Origin of the sequence: Caldifermentibacillus hisashii, from assembly GCF_039654145.1 — a bacterium.
In the GTDB taxonomy this organism is placed as follows: domain Bacteria; phylum Bacillota; class Bacilli; order Bacillales; family Caldibacillaceae; genus Caldifermentibacillus; species Caldifermentibacillus hisashii.
The window spans coordinates 2,411,267-2,428,187 of sequence record NZ_CP155467.1 but is presented as its reverse complement, the minus strand read 5'-3'; the positions used below and the strand labels follow the sequence as shown (position 1 = coordinate 2,428,187).

Genomic DNA, 16,921 nt, shown 5'->3' with positions numbered 1-16,921 from the left:
GTAAAATAAAGTTTACCTAATCGGTGAATCTCTGCTCATGAATTGACATATTTACGATAATTTGTTAATTTATATATAGATTTAGCACTCCCATTAGATGAGTGCTAAAAGGAGTGATCGTAATGTTAACAGAGCGTCAATTGTTAATATTGCAAATCATAATTGATGACTTTATTCGTTCTGCACATCCGGTTGGGTCAAGGAGTTTAGCGAAAAAGAAAGGCATTTCTTTCAGTTCGGCAACCATTCGTAATGAAATGGCAGACTTGGAAGAATTAGGTTTTATTGAAAAAACCCATACATCTTCCGGGCGGGTCCCTTCCGAAAAAGGATATCGCTTTTATGTCGATCATTTGCTTTCCCCTGAAAAGGTAAGTCATAAAGAGATTAAAAGGATTAATGACCTTTTTACGGAAATTTATGAAATGGAAAAAGTTATCCAAAATGCCGCGAAAGTTTTATCGGAATTAACGGAGTATACAGCGATCGTCTTAGGTCCAACCGTAGAGGATAATAAATTAAACAGATTTCAAATTATCCCGCTTAACGCTGAGACTGCCATTGCCGTTATTGTTACAAATAAAGGGCATTTAGAACACAAACTGTTTTCTTTGCCCAAATCGGTTAATTCTTCTGACCTTGAAAAAACCGTAAATATATTGAATGAACGACTTGTAGGAATGCCAATTCTTGAATTGCAATCAAAGTTAATAAATGAAGTTGTCACTTTAATTAAAGAAAATGTCCATAATTATGAAGCAATGCTCAGATCTTTATTGGATGTATTATCCGTTCCATCGAATGAAAAACTGTACTACGGCGGTAAAACCAATATGTTGAAGCAGCCGGAGTTTCAAGACATCGAGAAAATCCAAGGAATTATGAGTTTAATGGAAGAGGAAAATGATTTTTATCAAATTTTAAAACAAACGCCTTTTGGTATCCATGTAAAAATTGGTTCGGAAAATAAAATTCCGGTGATGGATGATTGCAGTTTAATTACGGCCACATATAGTATTGGTGAAGAACAGGTTGGGACGATTGCCATATTAGGCCCTAAGCGGATGCACTATTCCAAAGTGATTAGTCTGTTAAATCTACTGAGCAAAAATATGACCGTTACACTAACAAAGCTATATGATCTCTGATGGCTCAAATTTTGGCTAAAAGAAAATGGAATCAATTCCTCTCCGCACGTTTCCATTTCCGGTACGTGCGGATATAACTGTTTATATATTTTTAAGAATCAAGTTTACCAGGAGGTGGATGTAGTGGCGGAGGATAAAAAACAGGTTAAGATGGAGGAAAGAAGTGTGGATGAAGAAAAAGAAGTGAAAACAAATTCGAATGAACAGCAAGAAGAAAAAAAGTTTCAAAATGAACAAGTCGAACCAATCTTTGCTGAGGGAGATAAGACGGACACATCAGCTGAACAACAAACAGATGAAAACCACCAGGATGAAGTGACAGATGAAACCGCCGAATTAAAAGCAAAGATTGAACAGTTAGAGAAAGAATTGGATGAAAAAGATAATCGACTGATCCGTGTTCAAGCTGATTTTGATAATTATCGAAAGCGAACACGAAATGAAATCGAGGCCATCGAAAAATATCGTTCCCAGCCACTTGCAACGGAATTATTAGGTGTTGTTGATAACTTTGAACGTGCCCTTCAAACAAATGTAACAAGTGAAGATGCAAAGGCACTGTTGCAAGGGATGGAAATGGTTTATAAAGGAATGCTTGAGGCATTTAAAAAAGAGGGAATCGAACCAATTGAAACCATTGGGAAAGAATTTGATCCGCATGAACATCATGCCGTTATGCAAGGTTCAGATGAACAAGTCAAATCGAATATTGTTCTTGAAGAATTTCAAAAAGGATATCGATTGAAAGACCGGGTGATTCGTCCGGCGATGGTAAAAGTGAATCAGTAGTACATATTCAAGTGAATGGAGGATGAAACTATGAGTAAAATTATTGGTATAGACTTAGGTACAACAAACTCTTGTGTTGCTGTTTTGGAAGGCGGGGAACCTGTTGTCATTCCAAACCCTGAAGGTGGAAGAACAACTCCATCGGTCGTTGCTTTTAAAAATGGGGAACGGCAAGTGGGGGAAATTGCCAAACGTCAGGCAATTACGAACCCAAACACAGTCATTTCGATTAAACGGCATATGGGAACAAATCATAAAGTAAATATTGAAGGAAAAGATTATACACCTCAAGAGATTTCCGCCATCATTTTACAGCATTTAAAATCATATGCGGAAAGTTATTTGGGAGAACCGGTTACAAAAGCTGTCATTACAGTGCCTGCCTATTTTAATGATGCACAAAGACAGGCAACAAAAGACGCCGGTAAGATTGCTGGATTGGAAGTCGAACGGATTATCAACGAACCGACTGCGGCCGCACTTGCTTATGGTTTGGATAAAACTGATCATGAAGAAAAAATTCTTGTATTCGACTTAGGCGGCGGTACATTCGACGTTTCCATTCTTGAACTTGGTGACGGGGTATTTGAAGTTATTTCAACTGCCGGAGATAACCATCTTGGTGGAGATGACTTTGACCAAGCCATTATCGATTACCTAGTTGAAGAATTTAAAAAAGAAAACGGAATTGATTTGTCTCAAGATAAAATGGCATTACAAAGATTAAAAGATGCCGCAGAAAAAGCGAAAAAGGATTTATCCGGTGTATCAAGTACACAAATTTCATTACCATTTATTACAGCCGGTCCAAGTGGTCCGCTCCATCTTGATGTAACTTTGACCCGGGCAAAATTTGATGAATTGACTGCGCATTTAGTTGAAAGAACAATGGGCCCGGTTCGCAGAGCTTTGGAAGATGCCGGCTTATCAGCAAACGATATTGATAAAGTTATTTTAGTCGGTGGATCGACAAGAATTCCTGCTGTACAAGAAGCAGTTCGGAAGGAAACAGGAAAAGAACCGCATAAAGGTGTCAACCCGGATGAAGTGGTTGCTATGGGAGCAGCTATCCAAGGCGGTGTTATTTCCGGTGACGTAAAAGATATCGTATTACTTGACGTTACACCACTTTCGCTAGGTATTGAAACGATGGGTGGCGTGTTTACAAAATTAATCGAACGGAATACGACGATTCCTACATCAAAATCGCAAATTTTCTCAACCGCTGCCGACAATCAAACGGCAGTAGATATTCATGTGTTGCAAGGTGAACGGCCAATGGCAGCCGATAACAAGACATTAGGTCGTTTCCAATTGACTGATATTCCACCTGCACCACGTGGCGTGCCACAAATTGAAGTTACATTCGATATCGATAAGAATGGAATCGTCAATGTCAGTGCAAAAGATTTAGGTACTGGAAAACAACAAAAGATTACCATTCAATCGAATTCAGGGCTTTCTGATGAAGAAATTGAACGGATGGTTAAAGAAGCGGAACGAAATGCGGAAGCAGACAAGAAACGGAAAGAAGAGGCAGAACTTCGCAATGAAGCTGACCAACTCGTCTTCACGACTGAAAAAACACTAAAAGAAGTAGAAGGAAAAGTGGATGCCGGTGATGTGAAAAAAGCACAAGAGGCAAAAGACGAATTGAAAAAAGCAATTGAAAGCAATAATTTAGATGACATTCGTGCGAAAAAAGATGCGTTACAACAAATTATCCAAGACATTTCAATGAAATTATATCAACAAGCCGGAGCCGGTACACAAGGTGCCGAAACAAATAAAGAAAATCATTCATCGGGCAAAGATGATAATGTTGTCGATGCTGATTTTGAAGAAGTTAATGATGATAAATAATGTAGTATTTTAACAGGGTAGTGGTAAACTTCTTAAAAAGTCAAAGTCAAGTTCACTTGGCTTTGACTTTTTGCAGTATTGCCCTTATTAGTGGGGATTTGATACCCGGCAAGAACGGGGATGAAGGCACTTCTGCTGGAAGGTTCATTAAAATCTTTTATTAGTTGCTAATTATCTTCCAGCGGTGTTAGAATAATTTGTATGTGAAAATGTTCGGGGAGTGGAAAGAATGGCTAAACGGGATTATTATGAGATCCTCGGTGTAAGTAAAGATGCATCAAAAGATGAAATTAAACGTGCTTACCGGAAATTATCGAAGCAATACCATCCTGATATTAATAAAGAGCCCGGGGCAGATGAAAAATTCAAGGAGATTAGTGAAGCTTACGAGGTTTTAAGTGATGATACGAAAAGAGCCCAATATGACCAGTTTGGACATGCCGGGGCTAATCAGGACTTTGACGGATTTGGTGGATTTGGCGGCTTCAGTGATGCCGGGTTCGGCGGTTTTGAAGATATTTTGAATACATTTTTCGGTGGCGGAAGTACGAGACGTCGTAATCCGAATGCACCAAGGCAAGGGGCCGATCTTCAATATACGATGACGCTTACATTTGAAGAAGCAGTTTTTGGTAAGGAAACAGATATTGAAATTCCAAGGGAAGAAGAATGTTCGACTTGTCACGGTTCCGGCGCAAAACCGGGTACTCATCCGGAAGAATGTCCGTACTGTCATGGCAGTGGGCAAATTAGTACAGAACAAAATACACCTTTTGGCCGTATCGTCAATCGAAGGGTATGTCATCACTGCGGAGGAACGGGTCAGGTAATCAAACATAAATGCCCGACATGTCACGGTACCGGGAAAGTGAAAAAGCGGAAAAAAATTCATATAAAAATTCCAGCCGGTATTGATAATGGTCAACAATTACGTGTTGCCGGTAAGGGTGAGCCCGGAATTAACGGGGGACCAAATGGTGATTTGTTTATCATCTTTCAAGTAAAAGAACATGAGTTTTTTGAAAGGGACAGCGATGATATTTATTGTGAAATGCCAATTTCGTTTGTCCAAGCTGCTTTAGGGGATGAAATTGAGGTTCCAACACTTTATGGCAAGGTCAAATTAAAAATTCCTGCAGGTACACAAACAAATACAAAATTCCGTCTCCGTGGTAAAGGTGTGAAAAGTGTCCGCAGCACAACACCGGGTGACCAGCATGTAATTGTTCGAATTGTTACGCCCACAAAATTAACAGAGAAACAAAAACAACTCCTTCGTGAATTTGCTGAAATTAGCGGAAAGACTCCTGATGAACAAACAGATACTTTTTTTGAAAAAGTGAAGCGGGCATTTAAAGGCGAATAATTAGACTCTATTCAGATGAATGATTACTTTTAGCTGCAAATTGATAAAAATCGTGACTGGACTAAAACAACAATCGGACAGGAAAAGTCACATGATTAAGAGGGGTTGTTTCAAATGAAATGGTCTGAAATAAGCATCCATACGACAAATGAAGCGGTTGAGCCAATTTCGAATATTTTATATGAGGCTGGTGCGAGCGGAATCGTCATTGAGGATTCATTCGAACTGTATAAAGAGCGGGAAGATCAGTTTGGTGAAATTTACGAATTGGATCCTCATGATTACCCTGATGAAGGTGTTATTATGAAGGCATATTTACCGGTTAACAGCTTTCTTGGGGAAACGGTTGAAGAAATTAAACAGGCTATAAACAACTTGATTTTATTTAATATTGATATTGGAAAAAATAAAGTGACAATCAGTGAAGTCCATGAGGAAGAATGGGCCACAGCTTGGAAAAAATATTACCATCCGGTCAAAATTTCAAGTAAATTTACGATTGTTCCAACTTGGGAAGAATATGAGCCTGTTAAGACCGATGAACTCATTATTGAACTTGATCCGGGCATGGCCTTTGGAACTGGGACACATCCGACAACCGTCATGAGTATTCAGGCGCTGGAACGGACGGTAAAACCCGGTGATTTCGTCATTGATGTCGGCACAGGCTCCGGTGTTTTAAGTATTGCAGCAGCCCTTCTACAGGCGGATGAAGTATTGGCGCTTGATTTAGATGAAATCGCTGTTCAGAGCGCCAAATTGAATGTAAAATTGAATAAAGTTGACGCGAAAGTAACGGTTAAACAAAATAATTTATTGGACGGGATTAATCAAAAGGCCAATATTATTGTCGGAAATTTGTTAGCTGAAATTATTCTCCGGTTTACAAATGATGCACATGCTTTATTAAAGGATGGCGGCTATTTCATTACATCCGGCATTATCAACCAAAAACGGAAAGAAGTAGAAGACGCCCTTTTACAAGTCGGTTTTACAATTGAGGAAACGTTAGTTATGGAAGATTGGATCACTTTTATTGCCAAAAAATAATCTGCTTTAGAAAGTGTGAACAGACAGTGCAACGTTATTTTCTGGAAAACGATGAATATGAAAATGGAAAAATCGAGATTCGTGGGGATGATTTCCACCATATTGTTCGGGTTATGCGGATGACAGTTGGGAGTAAAATCGACGTAGTGTTCCCTAATGGGCAGACCGCCATATGTGAAATAGCCAACATTTTACCGGATGTTCTTGAAGCAAAAGTGGTTTCGGTTCGCGATGAAGTTCGTGAGCTGCCGATCAAGGTTACAGTTGCCGGCGGGTTGCTAAAAGGGGACAAATTCGATATAGTAGTTCAGAAGGGAACTGAATTGGGAGCCGCTGCGTTTCTTCCATTTACTTCCGAACGTTCCATTGTAAAATTGGAAGAAAAGAAAAGGAAGCGACGATTGGAACGTTGGCAAAAAATTGCCAAAGAAGCTGCTGAACAATCGGAACGAACCATGATTCCGAAATGTTTAGAACCTGTTTCCTTTCAAGAATTATTATTAATTAGTCAATCATATGAAAAAAAGATAGTCGCCTATGAGGAGGAGGGGCGAAATCATCACCGTGAACAACTCCCCCAAACATTAAAAGAGTTGCAAGCGGGTGAGGCTCTCCTTTTTGTTTTTGGTCCGGAGGGAGGATTCTCAAAAGCTGAGATCGATGCATTAAAGGCGAATGACTTTATCGTATGCGGCCTTGGTCCAAGGATTCTTAGGGCTGAAACTGCACCTTTGTATGCACTGGCTGCGATATCATTTTATTTTGAATTATTGAGGTGATCTGTTTGTCTACCGTCGCTTTTTATACACTTGGATGTAAAGTAAACCATTACGAAACAGAGGCGATTTGGCAGCTGTTTAAACAAAATGGGTATGAACGTGTGGAGTTTGAACAAAACTCGGATGTGTATGTCATTAATACTTGTACAGTTACCAATACCGGTGATAAGAAAAGCAGGCAGGTAATCCGTCGTGCAATTCGGCAAAATCCGGATGCCGTTATTTGTGTTACCGGTTGCTATGCACAGACCTCACCTGCAGAAATTATGGAAATTCCCGGTGTTGACATTGTCATCGGTACGCAAGACCGGTTAAAAATGCTGGATTACATTGAGCAATATCGTAAGGTGCGGAAACCGATCAATGCCGTTCGTAATATTATGAAAAACCGTGTCTATGAAGAAATGAGCGTTCCATATTTTACCGACCGTCATCGTGCTACCTTGAAGATTCAAGAAGGCTGCAATAACTTTTGTACGTTCTGCATCATTCCTTGGGCAAGAGGATTAATGCGTTCCCGCGATCCGAAAGAAGTCATCCGGCAGGCTCAAACTCTTGTTGATGCGGGATATAATGAAATCGTGTTAACCGGAATACATACTGGTGGTTACGGTCAAGACTTAAAGGATTATAATTTAGCGATGCTCTTAAAAGACTTAGAAGAGCAAGTGCCCCGTTTAAAACGTTTGCGCATTTCTTCCATTGAAGCCAGCCAACTGACAGATGAAGTGATTGATGTGATTGAAAAGTCAAAAGTTATTGTGCGCCATATGCATATTCCGCTCCAATCCGGTTCTGACACCGTGTTGAAACGAATGAGAAGAAAATACACCATGGCCGAATACGAAGAAAGATTATTGAAATTGAAAAAGGCTGTACCGGATTTGGCGGTAACTTCCGATGTCATTGTCGGTTTTCCGGGTGAAACAGAAGAAGAGTTCATGGAAACGTATAATTTTATTAAAAAACATAAATATGCAGAACTCCATGTATTCCCGTACTCAAAACGGACCGGAACCCCTGCCGCCCGTATGGAAAACCAAATTGATGAAGCAGTGAAAGAAGAACGGGTCCATCGCTTGATTGCCTTATCGGATCAGTTAGCGAAAGAATATGCCTCTCGTTTTGAAGGGGAGGTATTGGATGTAATCCCGGAAGAACCTTACAAGGAAGACCCAAATAGCGGTTTATACGAAGGTCATTCTGATAACTATTTGAAAGTAGTTTTCCCTGCAACGGAAGATATGCTTGGGAAAATTGTCCGCGTGAAAATTACCAAAGCCGGTTATCCATACTGTGAAGGTCAATTTGCCCGGGTTATCGACAACGAAACATATGTTGCAAGTGAAAAACTAATTATTTAACCGGATAGCAAATTTTTCCTAAAGGAGCGAACAACCATGGAAATTGCAAAATATATTGATCACACTTTACTTAAAGCGGATGCGACCAAAAGTCAAATTGAAACATTATGTAATGAAGCGAAAGAATATGGCTTTTTCTCAGTATGTGTGAATCCAACTTGGGTTTCATTTGCCGCTAACATTTTGGAAGGCTCTGATGTGAAAGTTTGTACAGTAATTGGCTTCCCGTTAGGTGCGACAACATCAGAAACGAAGGCTTTTGAAACAGTCAATGCAATCCATAATGGTGCCAAAGAAGTCGATATGGTCATTAATATCGGTGCGTTAAAAAGCGGTGATCTTGCCGCCGTAAAAAACGATATTGAAGCGGTTGTCAATGCAGCAAAAGGTCAAGCGTTAGTAAAAGTCATTATTGAAACCAGTTTGTTAACCGATGATGAGAAAAAAACCGCTTGCCGATTAGCGGTCGAAGCGGGTGCTGATTATGTAAAAACATCAACCGGTTTTTCAACTGGCGGTGCGACTGCCGGTGATATTCAATTAATGCGTGAAACGGTTGGACCTGAGATTGGTGTGAAAGCTTCCGGCGGTGTCAGAACTGCCGCCGATGCCAAAGCGATGATTGAAGCCGGAGCCAGTCGGATTGGCGCAAGTTCCGGTGTTGCTATTGTAAAAGAATGGAAATAACCGTAAGCACCCAAATTACTCTTTCTTTGAGTAGTTTGGGTTCTTTTTTTAGATAGTACGTCTGTCTTTCGCTTATTTGCGCGAAACTGTCGACGAAACCGGAGCTATACCACTGAATTACATTATCTTTTATTACCGTGCAAATTTTCAATAAACGCAGCGAATGGTTTTGCAAACGGCAGGACAAGGAGTGAAACAACAATATTAAAAACAACACTGGCGTGGGCTAACTGTTTTTCCGGAATGAGGCTTAGATGCTCCATATACTTGGCAAACGTTTCCGTAAATGGAAGAAACAACAGAACACCGACCACGTTTAACCAAATATGGGCATAGACGGATAATTTCGCTTCCCGTCCTCCACCAATACTGGCGATATATGCATCAAGGCATGTTCCAATATTCGAACCGAGCATTAAGGCAATCGCAGCGGGCAGATTTACGATGTTTGCATTCATAAAACCCATGGCAATACCGGTCATCGCTGTACTCGATTGAATAATCGCTGTTAAAATACATCCGACAATTGCGGAAACGAGTACACTGTTGTTAACATTTGCGATCAAAGGCCGGATGGCGTCACTGTCTGCCAAAGGGGCTGCTAAATGTTCAAAACCGAACATGGCCAAAAAAATGGCGCCTAACCCATAAAAAAACAAACCGATATTCCGCGCTTTCGTCATCGGAATTAATATAAAAATACTGCCTAAGATTAACAAGGGGATAATCATTTCATCGGTCCCATAGGCTAAAAATTCAACCGTTGCAGTCGTCCCGATATTCGTCCCAAGAATAATACCGATTGACTGCGGAAATGATAACAGACCGGCGGAAATAAATCCAACAGTTAAGATCATAACGGCCGAACTGCTTTGTAACAGCACGGTAATTAATATTCCAAATAGCAAACCTTTAAAAGGAGTTGAAGTGAACCTCAGCAGCCACTCCTTCATTATTTTTCCGGAAATATTCATTAAACCGGTACGCATGACCGTCATACCGCCGATAAATAGCAATATATATAAAATAAACTGGAAAATTGATAGCATGTCCTCACCCCATTCCATTTTATTGTCAGGCGGGAGAAAACATGTCATCAAAATTTGACGTTGATTAGTTGACCAAACTTGATTTTTTTATTATAATTTTGTAGGTACATGGAATTTCCCATGTGTTTGATGTAAGGTGTTTTGTTCGGAGGGAGGGAAAGATATGTCAAAAACAGTCGTTCGTAAAAATGAATCCCTTGATGATGCATTGCGTCGTTTCAAACGTCAAGTATCAAAAACGGGTACGCTGCAAGAAGTTAGAAAACGCGAATTTTACGAGAAGCCAAGCGTAAGACGGAAGAAAAAGTCTGAAGCTGCTAGAAAACGGAAATGGTAAGAGGGTGTAAAAATGAGTCTTCTCGAACGTTTAAATGAAGATATGAAACACGCGATGAAGAACAAGGAAAAGGAAAAACTCTCAGTCATTCGGATGATTAAAGCGGCTTTGCAAAATGAAGCGATTAAGCTTGGCAAAGAATTATCCGAAGAGGAAGAGATTACCGTTCTTTCACGTGAAGTCAAACAACGAAAAGATTCCCTCCATGAATTTGAAAAAGCAGGTCGGACGGACTTAGCTGAAAAAATCAATACAGAACTTACTTATGTCAAAGAATATATGCCTGAACAATTAACTGAAGATGAAATAAAAGAAATCGTCAAAGAGGCTATCCGGGAAGTGGATGCTTCTTCTAAATCCGATATGGGGAAAGTCATGGCAGTTGTTATGCCGAAAGTAAAAGGAAAAGCTGATGGTTCGCTCGTGAACAAAATTGTTGTAAGCGAGTTATCAAAATAGATACAGCTTTCATAGATAAAAAAGGTTGTCCATTTTGTCTTATCCATGGACAGCCTTTTTCATTTAAAAACCGCTTCTATAATTATTTATAAAAAATGAAACCATTTTCGCTCCCATCCGTATTATAAGTTAACCTTTGAAAAGAAGGGAGGCATTGCTTTGCATAAGAAGATTTTACGGTTAAGTTTTCTTCTGATTTTACTCCCGTTTCTGTTAATGACCTTCCATGAAACAGATGCGAATAATGATCTTGTTTATTATGCTAAGATTGATAGTGAAGTAACGAAAGGTCTATCCGAGTTTATCGGGCGTGCCATTTCCACTGCCGAAGAAAATCAAGCTAATGCGATCATTTTTGAAATCCATACACCGGGTGGAGCGGTTGACGCAGCTTCAGATATTGCAAAAATTTTAGGCGATACGGATGTGAAAACAATCGCCTTTATCAACCATGATGCTTTATCGGCCGGTGCATATATTGCATTGAATATGGATGAAATTTATATGGTCCCCAATGCAACGATCGGTGCTGCTGCAGTCATCACACAAAACGGAAATGCCGCAGATCAAAAAGCACAAAGTTATTGGCTGGCGGCAATGAAATCGGCTGCCGAACAAAACGGTAGAGATCCCATTTATGCGATGGCGATGGCGGATGATTCCATTGATCTTCCGGAATACGGCGCTCCAAAAGGAAAATTATTGACTTTGACTGCCGCCCAAAGTGTTGAAGTCGGTTATGCAGAAGGAATTGTTGCAAATAAAAATGAGCTGTTGAATACATTAGGGTACGAAAATGCAGAAATCAAACAGGTAAATAAATCCTGGTCGGAGCGGATTGCTGAATTTGTAACAAATCCGTTTATAGTCCCGATTTTATTGACCATTGCCAGTCTCGGGTTAGTCATTGAACTTTATTCACCGGGTTTTGGTCTTCCGGGAATTGCCGGTCTGACTTCACTGCTCTTATTTTTCTACGGACATTATATTGCTGGACTCGCCGGATATGAATCGCTAATTTTATTTATTTTAGGTATAATATTAATTGTTGTTGAATTATTTGTTCCCGGGGGTATTGTCGGATTTCTCGGTCTGGGAAGTATTTTATTTTCCATCATTTTAGCCGGGAAAAGTATTGTTTTTATGAGCATAAGTTTATTCATTGCAATAGCAGTTGCAATAACGGCGATGGTGATTCTAATGAAGTTTTTTGGGAAAAAAATCAAAGTGTTCAATAAGATTGTGTTGAGTGATTCAACAAGTACAGAAAAAGGTTATGTCTCAAATGCGTCAAGAACAGATTTGTTAGGAAAAACAGGTATAGCCCTCACCCCGCTGCGCCCATCGGGGACCATCATTATTGATAATGAGCGCATTGATGCGGTGACAGAAGGCGGCTTTATCAATAGCGGTGCTCGTGTTGAGGTTGTGGAGGTAGAAGGCGTTCGTATCGTTGTTCGTGAACTGGTTGATTAAATTATTTAACATATAAAAAGGAGGATCATTCATGCCCTTTAATTTTGTTCCATTAATTTTTGCAGCGATAATTATTATTTTTCTCGTTTTATTATTATCCTTTATTCCGGTGGCACTCTGGATTTCCGCTTTAGCTGCAGGGGTAAGGGTAAGTATTTTTACATTAGTTGGGATGCGCCTGAGAAGAGTTATTCCGGGCCGAATCGTTAATCCGTTAATTAAAGCCCATAAAGCCGGTTTGCCTGTCGGGATTAACCAATTGGAAAGTCATTATTTGGCCGGAGGAAATGTAGACCGTGTTGTCAATGCACTGATTGCCGCCCAAAGAGCAAATATTGATTTGACCTTTGAACGTTGTGCAGCGATCGACTTGGCAGGACGGGATGTATTGGAAGCCGTACAAATGAGCGTTAACCCGAAAGTGATTGAAACACCGTTTATTTCCGGGGTTGCCTTGGATGGCATTGAAGTGAAAGCAAAGGCAAGAATTACCGTTCGGGCTAATATTGATCGTCTCGTCGGTGGTGCCGGTGAAGAAACGATTATTGCCCGTGTTGGTGAAGGGATCGTCAGTACAATTGGGGGATCAAGAGACCATAAAGCCGTACTTGAAAACCCTGATTTAATTTCACAAACTGTTTTGAAAAAAGGTTTAGATGCCGGAACTGCCTTTGAAATTCTATCGATTGATATTGCCGACGTTGATATCGGTAAAAATATCGGTGCGATGTTGCAAACGGACCAAGCTGAGGCCGATAAGAAAATTGCTCAGGCAAAAGCAGAAGAACGCAGGGCCATGGCTGTTGCTACTGAACAAGAAATGGTGGCTCGTGTTCAAGAAATGAGAGCAAAAGTGGTGGAAGCAGAATCCCAAGTTCCGCTTGCTTTGGCAGACGCACTAAAATCGGGAAATCTCGGTGTTATGGATTATATGAATTATAAAAATATCATGGCTGATACCGACATGAGACAATCAATTAGTAAAGCAACTGATGTGAATAATGATCAAGATAAAAAGTAGAAAGATGAAGGGGGAATTCCCTCATGATCGAATTTATATTGAATAATATACCTCTTGTAATCATAATTATAGGCGGGATTCTTTCTTTACTTGGAAGGAAAGAAAATAATAAAGATACATCAACTAAACCGATAAACCCCCTTCCGCCCGGGAAGAAAGATATACGGCAAGCTGAGAAAACGACAGAGAAAAAAGAAAAACCTTTTGACGTATTAAAACGGGAAATGGAAGAGAAATTAAGACAAGAAGTTCAAAAACATCTGCCGACCGTCACTCAGCAAGCGAAAAAAATAAGGCCGGTGATTGAGGAAAAGAAAACAGAGGTAGTCCAAACCGCTCAAACAACAAAGCAGCTTCAACAGGAATATACAAACTTAAAAACAGAATTATCAAGGAAGCAAGCAATGGCTTCTCAACCATTGCCAAACCGATCTGCTCATAAAGTCGTTGAGGGTATTATATGGTCAGAAATATTAGGACCCCCTCGTGCCAAAAAGCCGTTTCGCCCAAATAATAAGATATAATGTGCTTCCTTACTTTGAAATAAAATGAAATAAGAAAAATAGTGCTAGAACCCTCTTTCCATTCATAATTATGAATGAAAGGGGGTTTCTTTTTTGGCGAAAAAATGGAGACAGAAAATGCGCAGATGGATTACAAATCAGCTGGATCTCCCGGAAGATGTTATGATGGATTTTCCCCGGATAACCATGGTGGGACAAATTCATATTTATATTGAAAATCATAAGGGACTACTCTCCTTTTCAGATAAAGAAATCCGTATTTTATTAAGTCAAGGGCAATTATTGATTAAAGGAAAAGCATTTGTCATTAAAACGATTTTACCTGAAGAAATATTGTTGGAAGGGAAAATTGAACAGGTGCTCTTTATACCAGAGTAAATACTATTCGGAAGAGTTTACTGTTTGCCCGTTTTTTCAAGTCTAACTGGGGCTCTTTATATCAGAACAACAACCATTCGGCGGGGCAAAACCGCTGGATGGCTCGAATCACCACTTGCACGAGAGAGATGTACATATAAGAATTATTCGGCGAAGAGAGCCGTTCAAGTGTAGAAAGAATCTTCACTTGATTGGCAAAAAGAAGGTTGGCAGATGGGGTGTGGTTATGAAAAATTTATGGTTTCACAAGTTATCAGGTCATTTAACCGTAAAAATTGAAGGGAAAGGAATGGAGCGTTTTATCAACCAACTAACCAGGGATAAGGTACAAATTTGGAATGTAAAACGTGTCGAGCCTAATGTGGTCACATTCCAAATGTTTATAAAAGACGTTCCCTTCCTTAGACAAGCCGTTCATTATCATCAAGTAAAAGTTAGATTTATTAAAAAAGCAGGGTTTCCTTTCTACTTGAAAAGATTAAAGAAAAATGCAGGTTTTCTGCTCGGTGCCGTCATTGCCCTCTTTATTGTGCTACTATTATCCAATATGATTTGGAACATTGAAATAAAAGGTGCAAGTCCGGAAGTAGAGTATAAAATCACCAATCAATTGAAACAACTAGGAGTAAGAAAAGGTGGATTTCAATTTTTTATTGATGACCCGGAAACCATTCAGCGAAAGCTTTCCAATATGAATGAAGATATTACTTGGATTGGTGTGGAGTTAAAAGGGACAACCTATCATTTTCAAGTGGTTGAAAAAGAGCAGCCGGAACCACAGGAGAAAAAAGGTCCTCAGCATCTCGTTGCGAAAAAAGAGGCTGTCATTGTAGATTATTTCGTTGAAAAAGGACAGCCTGTCATTTCTGTTCATGATTTTGTCAAACCGGGTCAGCTTTTAGTCTCTGGGATTATCGGCAAAGAGGATGAACCTCAATATGTATCTGCTAAGGGAGAAATTTTCGGTAAAACATGGTATGATACCGAAGTGGAGGTTCAATTACACAATCAATTTGAATTAATGACTGGTAATGAAGTGAGACGGACGGCAATTAAAATCGGTCATTTATCGATACCGATTTGGGGATTTAAAAAAGTGCAATATCAAAATAAACAACAAGAGCAAGACGAGACGGCGATAAAGTTTTTAAAATGGACGTTGCCTATATCTATTGAGAAAACTACCATTCGGGAAGTCGAAATTCATGAAAAAGCATATAATGAGGAAGAAGCAAAACAATTGGCTTTATCCATTGCAAAGAAGAATGTCATTGAATCGATCCCGAAAGATGCTAAAATTGTGGAAGAAAAAGTTTTGCATGAAAAGGTAGAGAATGGTAAATTAAAATTATTGGTAACTTACGATGTGATTGAAAATATTGCAAAAGAAGAACCGATTATTCCGCAAGAAGAGCCAATTATTCAAAATTAGGGGTGTTGTCATTTTTGAATACACTAGAATATCCTTTAGATGATTTAGAAAATCCGATTGTTTTATTCGGAACAGCAGATAGCCATTTAAAATTGATTGAAAATGAGTTGGGTGTTTCGATCACGACAAGAGGTGAAGTGATCCGGATTACTGGTGAAGAAGCGAATATCCAATCGGCGAAACATATTTTAAACGCCCTTCACCAAAATGTTCAAAAAGGAATTACGATTAGCCCTCGTGATGTTTCATTAGCCTTACAAATGGAAAAACAAGGGACAATCGAATATTTTAATGAATTATATAAAGAAGAAATTACGAGGAATGCAAAAGGAAAACCGATTCGTGTAAAGACATTGGGTCAGCGTCAATATGTTCATTCAATAAAAAATCATGATCTTGTTTTCGGAATTGGCCCGGCCGGTACAGGAAAAACTTACTTGGCAGTTGTATTGGCCGTTCATGCGCTAAAAAATAATCTGGTGAAACGAATCATTTTAACCCGCCCAGCTGTGGAAGCGGGAGAAAGTTTAGGGTTTTTGCCTGGGGACTTAAAAGAAAAAGTTGATCCTTATTTAAGACCATTATATGATGCACTTCATGATGTCCTTGGACAAGAACATACCCAAAGATTAATCGAACGCGGATCGATTGAAATTGCTCCGCTTGCTTATATGCGTGGCCGTACACTAGACGATGCTTTTGTTATTCTTGATGAAGCACAAAATACAACGCAGGCGCAAATGAAGATGTTTTTAACAAGACTCGGTTTTGGTTCAAAAATGGTCATTACCGGGGACTTAACACAAATTGACTTACCACGTGGGATACATTCTGGTCTTTCGTCGGTGGAAAAGATTTTAAAGAACATCCCGGATATTGCTTTCGTTTATTTGGAAGAAAGTGATGTTGTACGCCATCCATTAGTTGCGAAGATTATTCATGCGTACGAGCATTTTGATACAAATTAAGGCTGTACCAAAAAATACCCGGCAATCGTTGAAGGTTATGGGGTGGTTCGTTACGGTTGTCGGGTTAAGCGGACAGCCTCTTTTGCATTTTATTAATAATTAGATTTTCTCTTGGCTTGCGATAGGTTTCACAACCCATTGCTTTTTTGCTTTAATAGTTGATTAAAAATTGCTTTCATCGGGATTTAACCAAAATCGGCCACTTTATCTGTAACAAAAAAATTCCAACTG

At 39.5% G+C, this 16,921-nt stretch carries 17 protein-coding genes; 16 read left to right on the top strand and 1 reads right to left on the bottom strand.

What is annotated here, in order from left to right; genetic code table 11:
* The first annotated feature begins 122 nt into the window (after positions 1-122).
* The 8 genes from hrcA to deoC all read left to right on the top strand — a co-directional run bounded on the left by hrcA (position 123) and on the right by deoC (position 9,046).
* Positions 123-1,148 carry a heat-inducible transcriptional repressor HrcA gene (gene hrcA / locus NSQ14_RS11625; protein WP_034771169.1) on the top strand — a complete coding sequence of 342 codons (1,026 nt, stop codon included), beginning with the start codon at positions 123-125 and terminating at the stop codon, positions 1,146-1,148.
* A gap of 150 nt (positions 1,149-1,298) precedes the next feature.
* Positions 1,299-1,937, top strand: coding sequence for a nucleotide exchange factor GrpE (gene grpE / locus NSQ14_RS11620; RefSeq protein ID WP_423191747.1), 639 nt, complete (start codon positions 1,299-1,301; stop codon positions 1,935-1,937).
* 30 nt (positions 1,938-1,967) lie between these two features.
* Entirely contained in the window at positions 1,968-3,800 is a 1,833-nt protein-coding gene (gene dnaK / locus NSQ14_RS11615) for a molecular chaperone DnaK (RefSeq protein WP_041846239.1), read from the top strand.
* A gap of 229 nt (positions 3,801-4,029) precedes the next feature.
* Positions 4,030-5,166, top strand: coding sequence for a molecular chaperone DnaJ (gene dnaJ / locus NSQ14_RS11610; protein ID WP_346216349.1), 1,137 nt, complete (start codon positions 4,030-4,032; stop codon positions 5,164-5,166).
* A 114-nt stretch (positions 5,167-5,280) separates the two neighbouring features.
* Positions 5,281-6,216, top strand: a complete 936-nt coding sequence (prmA, locus tag NSQ14_RS11605) for a 50S ribosomal protein L11 methyltransferase (protein WP_227090839.1) — start codon at positions 5,281-5,283, stop codon at positions 6,214-6,216.
* A gap of 26 nt (positions 6,217-6,242) precedes the next feature.
* Positions 6,243-6,995, top strand: a complete 753-nt coding sequence (locus tag NSQ14_RS11600) for a 16S rRNA (uracil(1498)-N(3))-methyltransferase (protein ID WP_108898310.1) — start codon at positions 6,243-6,245, stop codon at positions 6,993-6,995.
* A 5-nt stretch (positions 6,996-7,000) separates the two neighbouring features.
* Positions 7,001-8,359, top strand: a complete 1,359-nt coding sequence (gene mtaB, locus NSQ14_RS11595) for a tRNA (N(6)-L-threonylcarbamoyladenosine(37)-C(2))-methylthiotransferase MtaB (RefSeq protein ID WP_034771155.1) — start codon at positions 7,001-7,003, stop codon at positions 8,357-8,359.
* A gap of 36 nt (positions 8,360-8,395) precedes the next feature.
* On the top strand, positions 8,396-9,046 hold the full coding sequence (gene deoC / locus NSQ14_RS11590) for a deoxyribose-phosphate aldolase (protein WP_034771153.1): 651 nt from the start codon (positions 8,396-8,398) through the stop codon (positions 9,044-9,046).
* A 122-nt stretch (positions 9,047-9,168) separates the two neighbouring features.
* Here deoC and NSQ14_RS11585 read toward each other — a convergent pair whose 3' ends face one another.
* Complete coding sequence (locus tag NSQ14_RS11585) at positions 9,169-10,095, bottom strand: Na/Pi symporter (protein ID WP_034771151.1); 927 nt, start codon at positions 10,093-10,095, stop codon at positions 9,169-9,171.
* A 163-nt stretch (positions 10,096-10,258) separates the two neighbouring features.
* Here NSQ14_RS11585 and rpsU point away from each other — a divergent pair, with 163 nt between their 5' ends.
* From rpsU to NSQ14_RS11545, 8 genes are all read left to right on the top strand, one after another.
* Complete coding sequence (gene rpsU / locus NSQ14_RS11580) at positions 10,259-10,432, top strand: 30S ribosomal protein S21 (RefSeq protein WP_033828375.1); 174 nt, start codon at positions 10,259-10,261, stop codon at positions 10,430-10,432.
* Between the two features lie 12 nt (positions 10,433-10,444).
* Positions 10,445-10,891: a GatB/YqeY domain-containing protein gene (locus tag NSQ14_RS11575; RefSeq protein WP_034771149.1), complete on the top strand. Its 447-nt coding sequence runs from the start codon at positions 10,445-10,447 to the stop codon at positions 10,889-10,891.
* A gap of 159 nt (positions 10,892-11,050) precedes the next feature.
* Positions 11,051-12,367, top strand: a complete 1,317-nt coding sequence (locus NSQ14_RS11570; protein ID WP_034771145.1) for an NfeD family protein — start codon at positions 11,051-11,053, stop codon at positions 12,365-12,367.
* 31 nt (positions 12,368-12,398) lie between these two features.
* Positions 12,399-13,388, top strand: a complete 990-nt coding sequence (gene floA / locus NSQ14_RS11565) for a flotillin-like protein FloA (protein WP_051989104.1) — start codon at positions 12,399-12,401, stop codon at positions 13,386-13,388.
* A 23-nt stretch (positions 13,389-13,411) separates the two neighbouring features.
* Complete coding sequence (locus NSQ14_RS11560; RefSeq protein ID WP_034771142.1) at positions 13,412-13,912, top strand: hypothetical protein; 501 nt, start codon at positions 13,412-13,414, stop codon at positions 13,910-13,912.
* Between the two features lie 93 nt (positions 13,913-14,005).
* Entirely contained in the window at positions 14,006-14,290 is a 285-nt protein-coding gene (gene yqfC / locus NSQ14_RS11555) for a sporulation protein YqfC (protein ID WP_034771140.1), read from the top strand.
* 226 nt (positions 14,291-14,516) lie between these two features.
* Positions 14,517-15,722 (top strand): sporulation protein YqfD, encoded by a 1,206-nt coding sequence (gene yqfD, locus NSQ14_RS11550; RefSeq protein WP_095141287.1) that lies wholly within the window; start codon positions 14,517-14,519, stop codon positions 15,720-15,722.
* A 14-nt stretch (positions 15,723-15,736) separates the two neighbouring features.
* Complete coding sequence (locus NSQ14_RS11545; protein WP_082026150.1) at positions 15,737-16,690, top strand: PhoH family protein; 954 nt, start codon at positions 15,737-15,739, stop codon at positions 16,688-16,690.
* Positions 16,691-16,921 lie beyond the last annotated feature (231 nt).

What these genes read in the sequence shown, in the direction of transcription:
- yqfD (WP_095141287.1), top strand. Translation starts at nt 14,517, where the DNA reads ATGAAAAATTTATGGTTTCACAAGTTATCAGGTCATTTAACCGTAAAA.
- prmA (WP_227090839.1), top strand. Translation starts at nt 5,281, where the DNA reads ATGAAATGGTCTGAAATAAGCATCCATACGACAAATGAAGCGGTTGAG.
- NSQ14_RS11585 (WP_034771151.1), bottom strand. Translation starts at nt 10,095, where the DNA reads ATGCTATCAATTTTCCAGTTTATTTTATATATATTGCTATTTATCGGC.
- dnaK (WP_041846239.1), top strand. Translation starts at nt 1,968, where the DNA reads ATGAGTAAAATTATTGGTATAGACTTAGGTACAACAAACTCTTGTGTT.
- dnaJ (WP_346216349.1), top strand. Translation starts at nt 4,030, where the DNA reads ATGGCTAAACGGGATTATTATGAGATCCTCGGTGTAAGTAAAGATGCA.
- floA (WP_051989104.1), top strand. Translation starts at nt 12,399, where the DNA reads ATGCCCTTTAATTTTGTTCCATTAATTTTTGCAGCGATAATTATTATT.
- deoC (WP_034771153.1), top strand. Translation starts at nt 8,396, where the DNA reads ATGGAAATTGCAAAATATATTGATCACACTTTACTTAAAGCGGATGCG.
- rpsU (WP_033828375.1), top strand. Translation starts at nt 10,259, where the DNA reads ATGTCAAAAACAGTCGTTCGTAAAAATGAATCCCTTGATGATGCATTG.
- hrcA (WP_034771169.1), top strand. Translation starts at nt 123, where the DNA reads ATGTTAACAGAGCGTCAATTGTTAATATTGCAAATCATAATTGATGAC.
- NSQ14_RS11560 (WP_034771142.1), top strand. Translation starts at nt 13,412, where the DNA reads ATGATCGAATTTATATTGAATAATATACCTCTTGTAATCATAATTATA.
- NSQ14_RS11575 (WP_034771149.1), top strand. Translation starts at nt 10,445, where the DNA reads ATGAGTCTTCTCGAACGTTTAAATGAAGATATGAAACACGCGATGAAG.
- grpE (WP_423191747.1), top strand. Translation starts at nt 1,299, where the DNA reads ATGGAGGAAAGAAGTGTGGATGAAGAAAAAGAAGTGAAAACAAATTCG.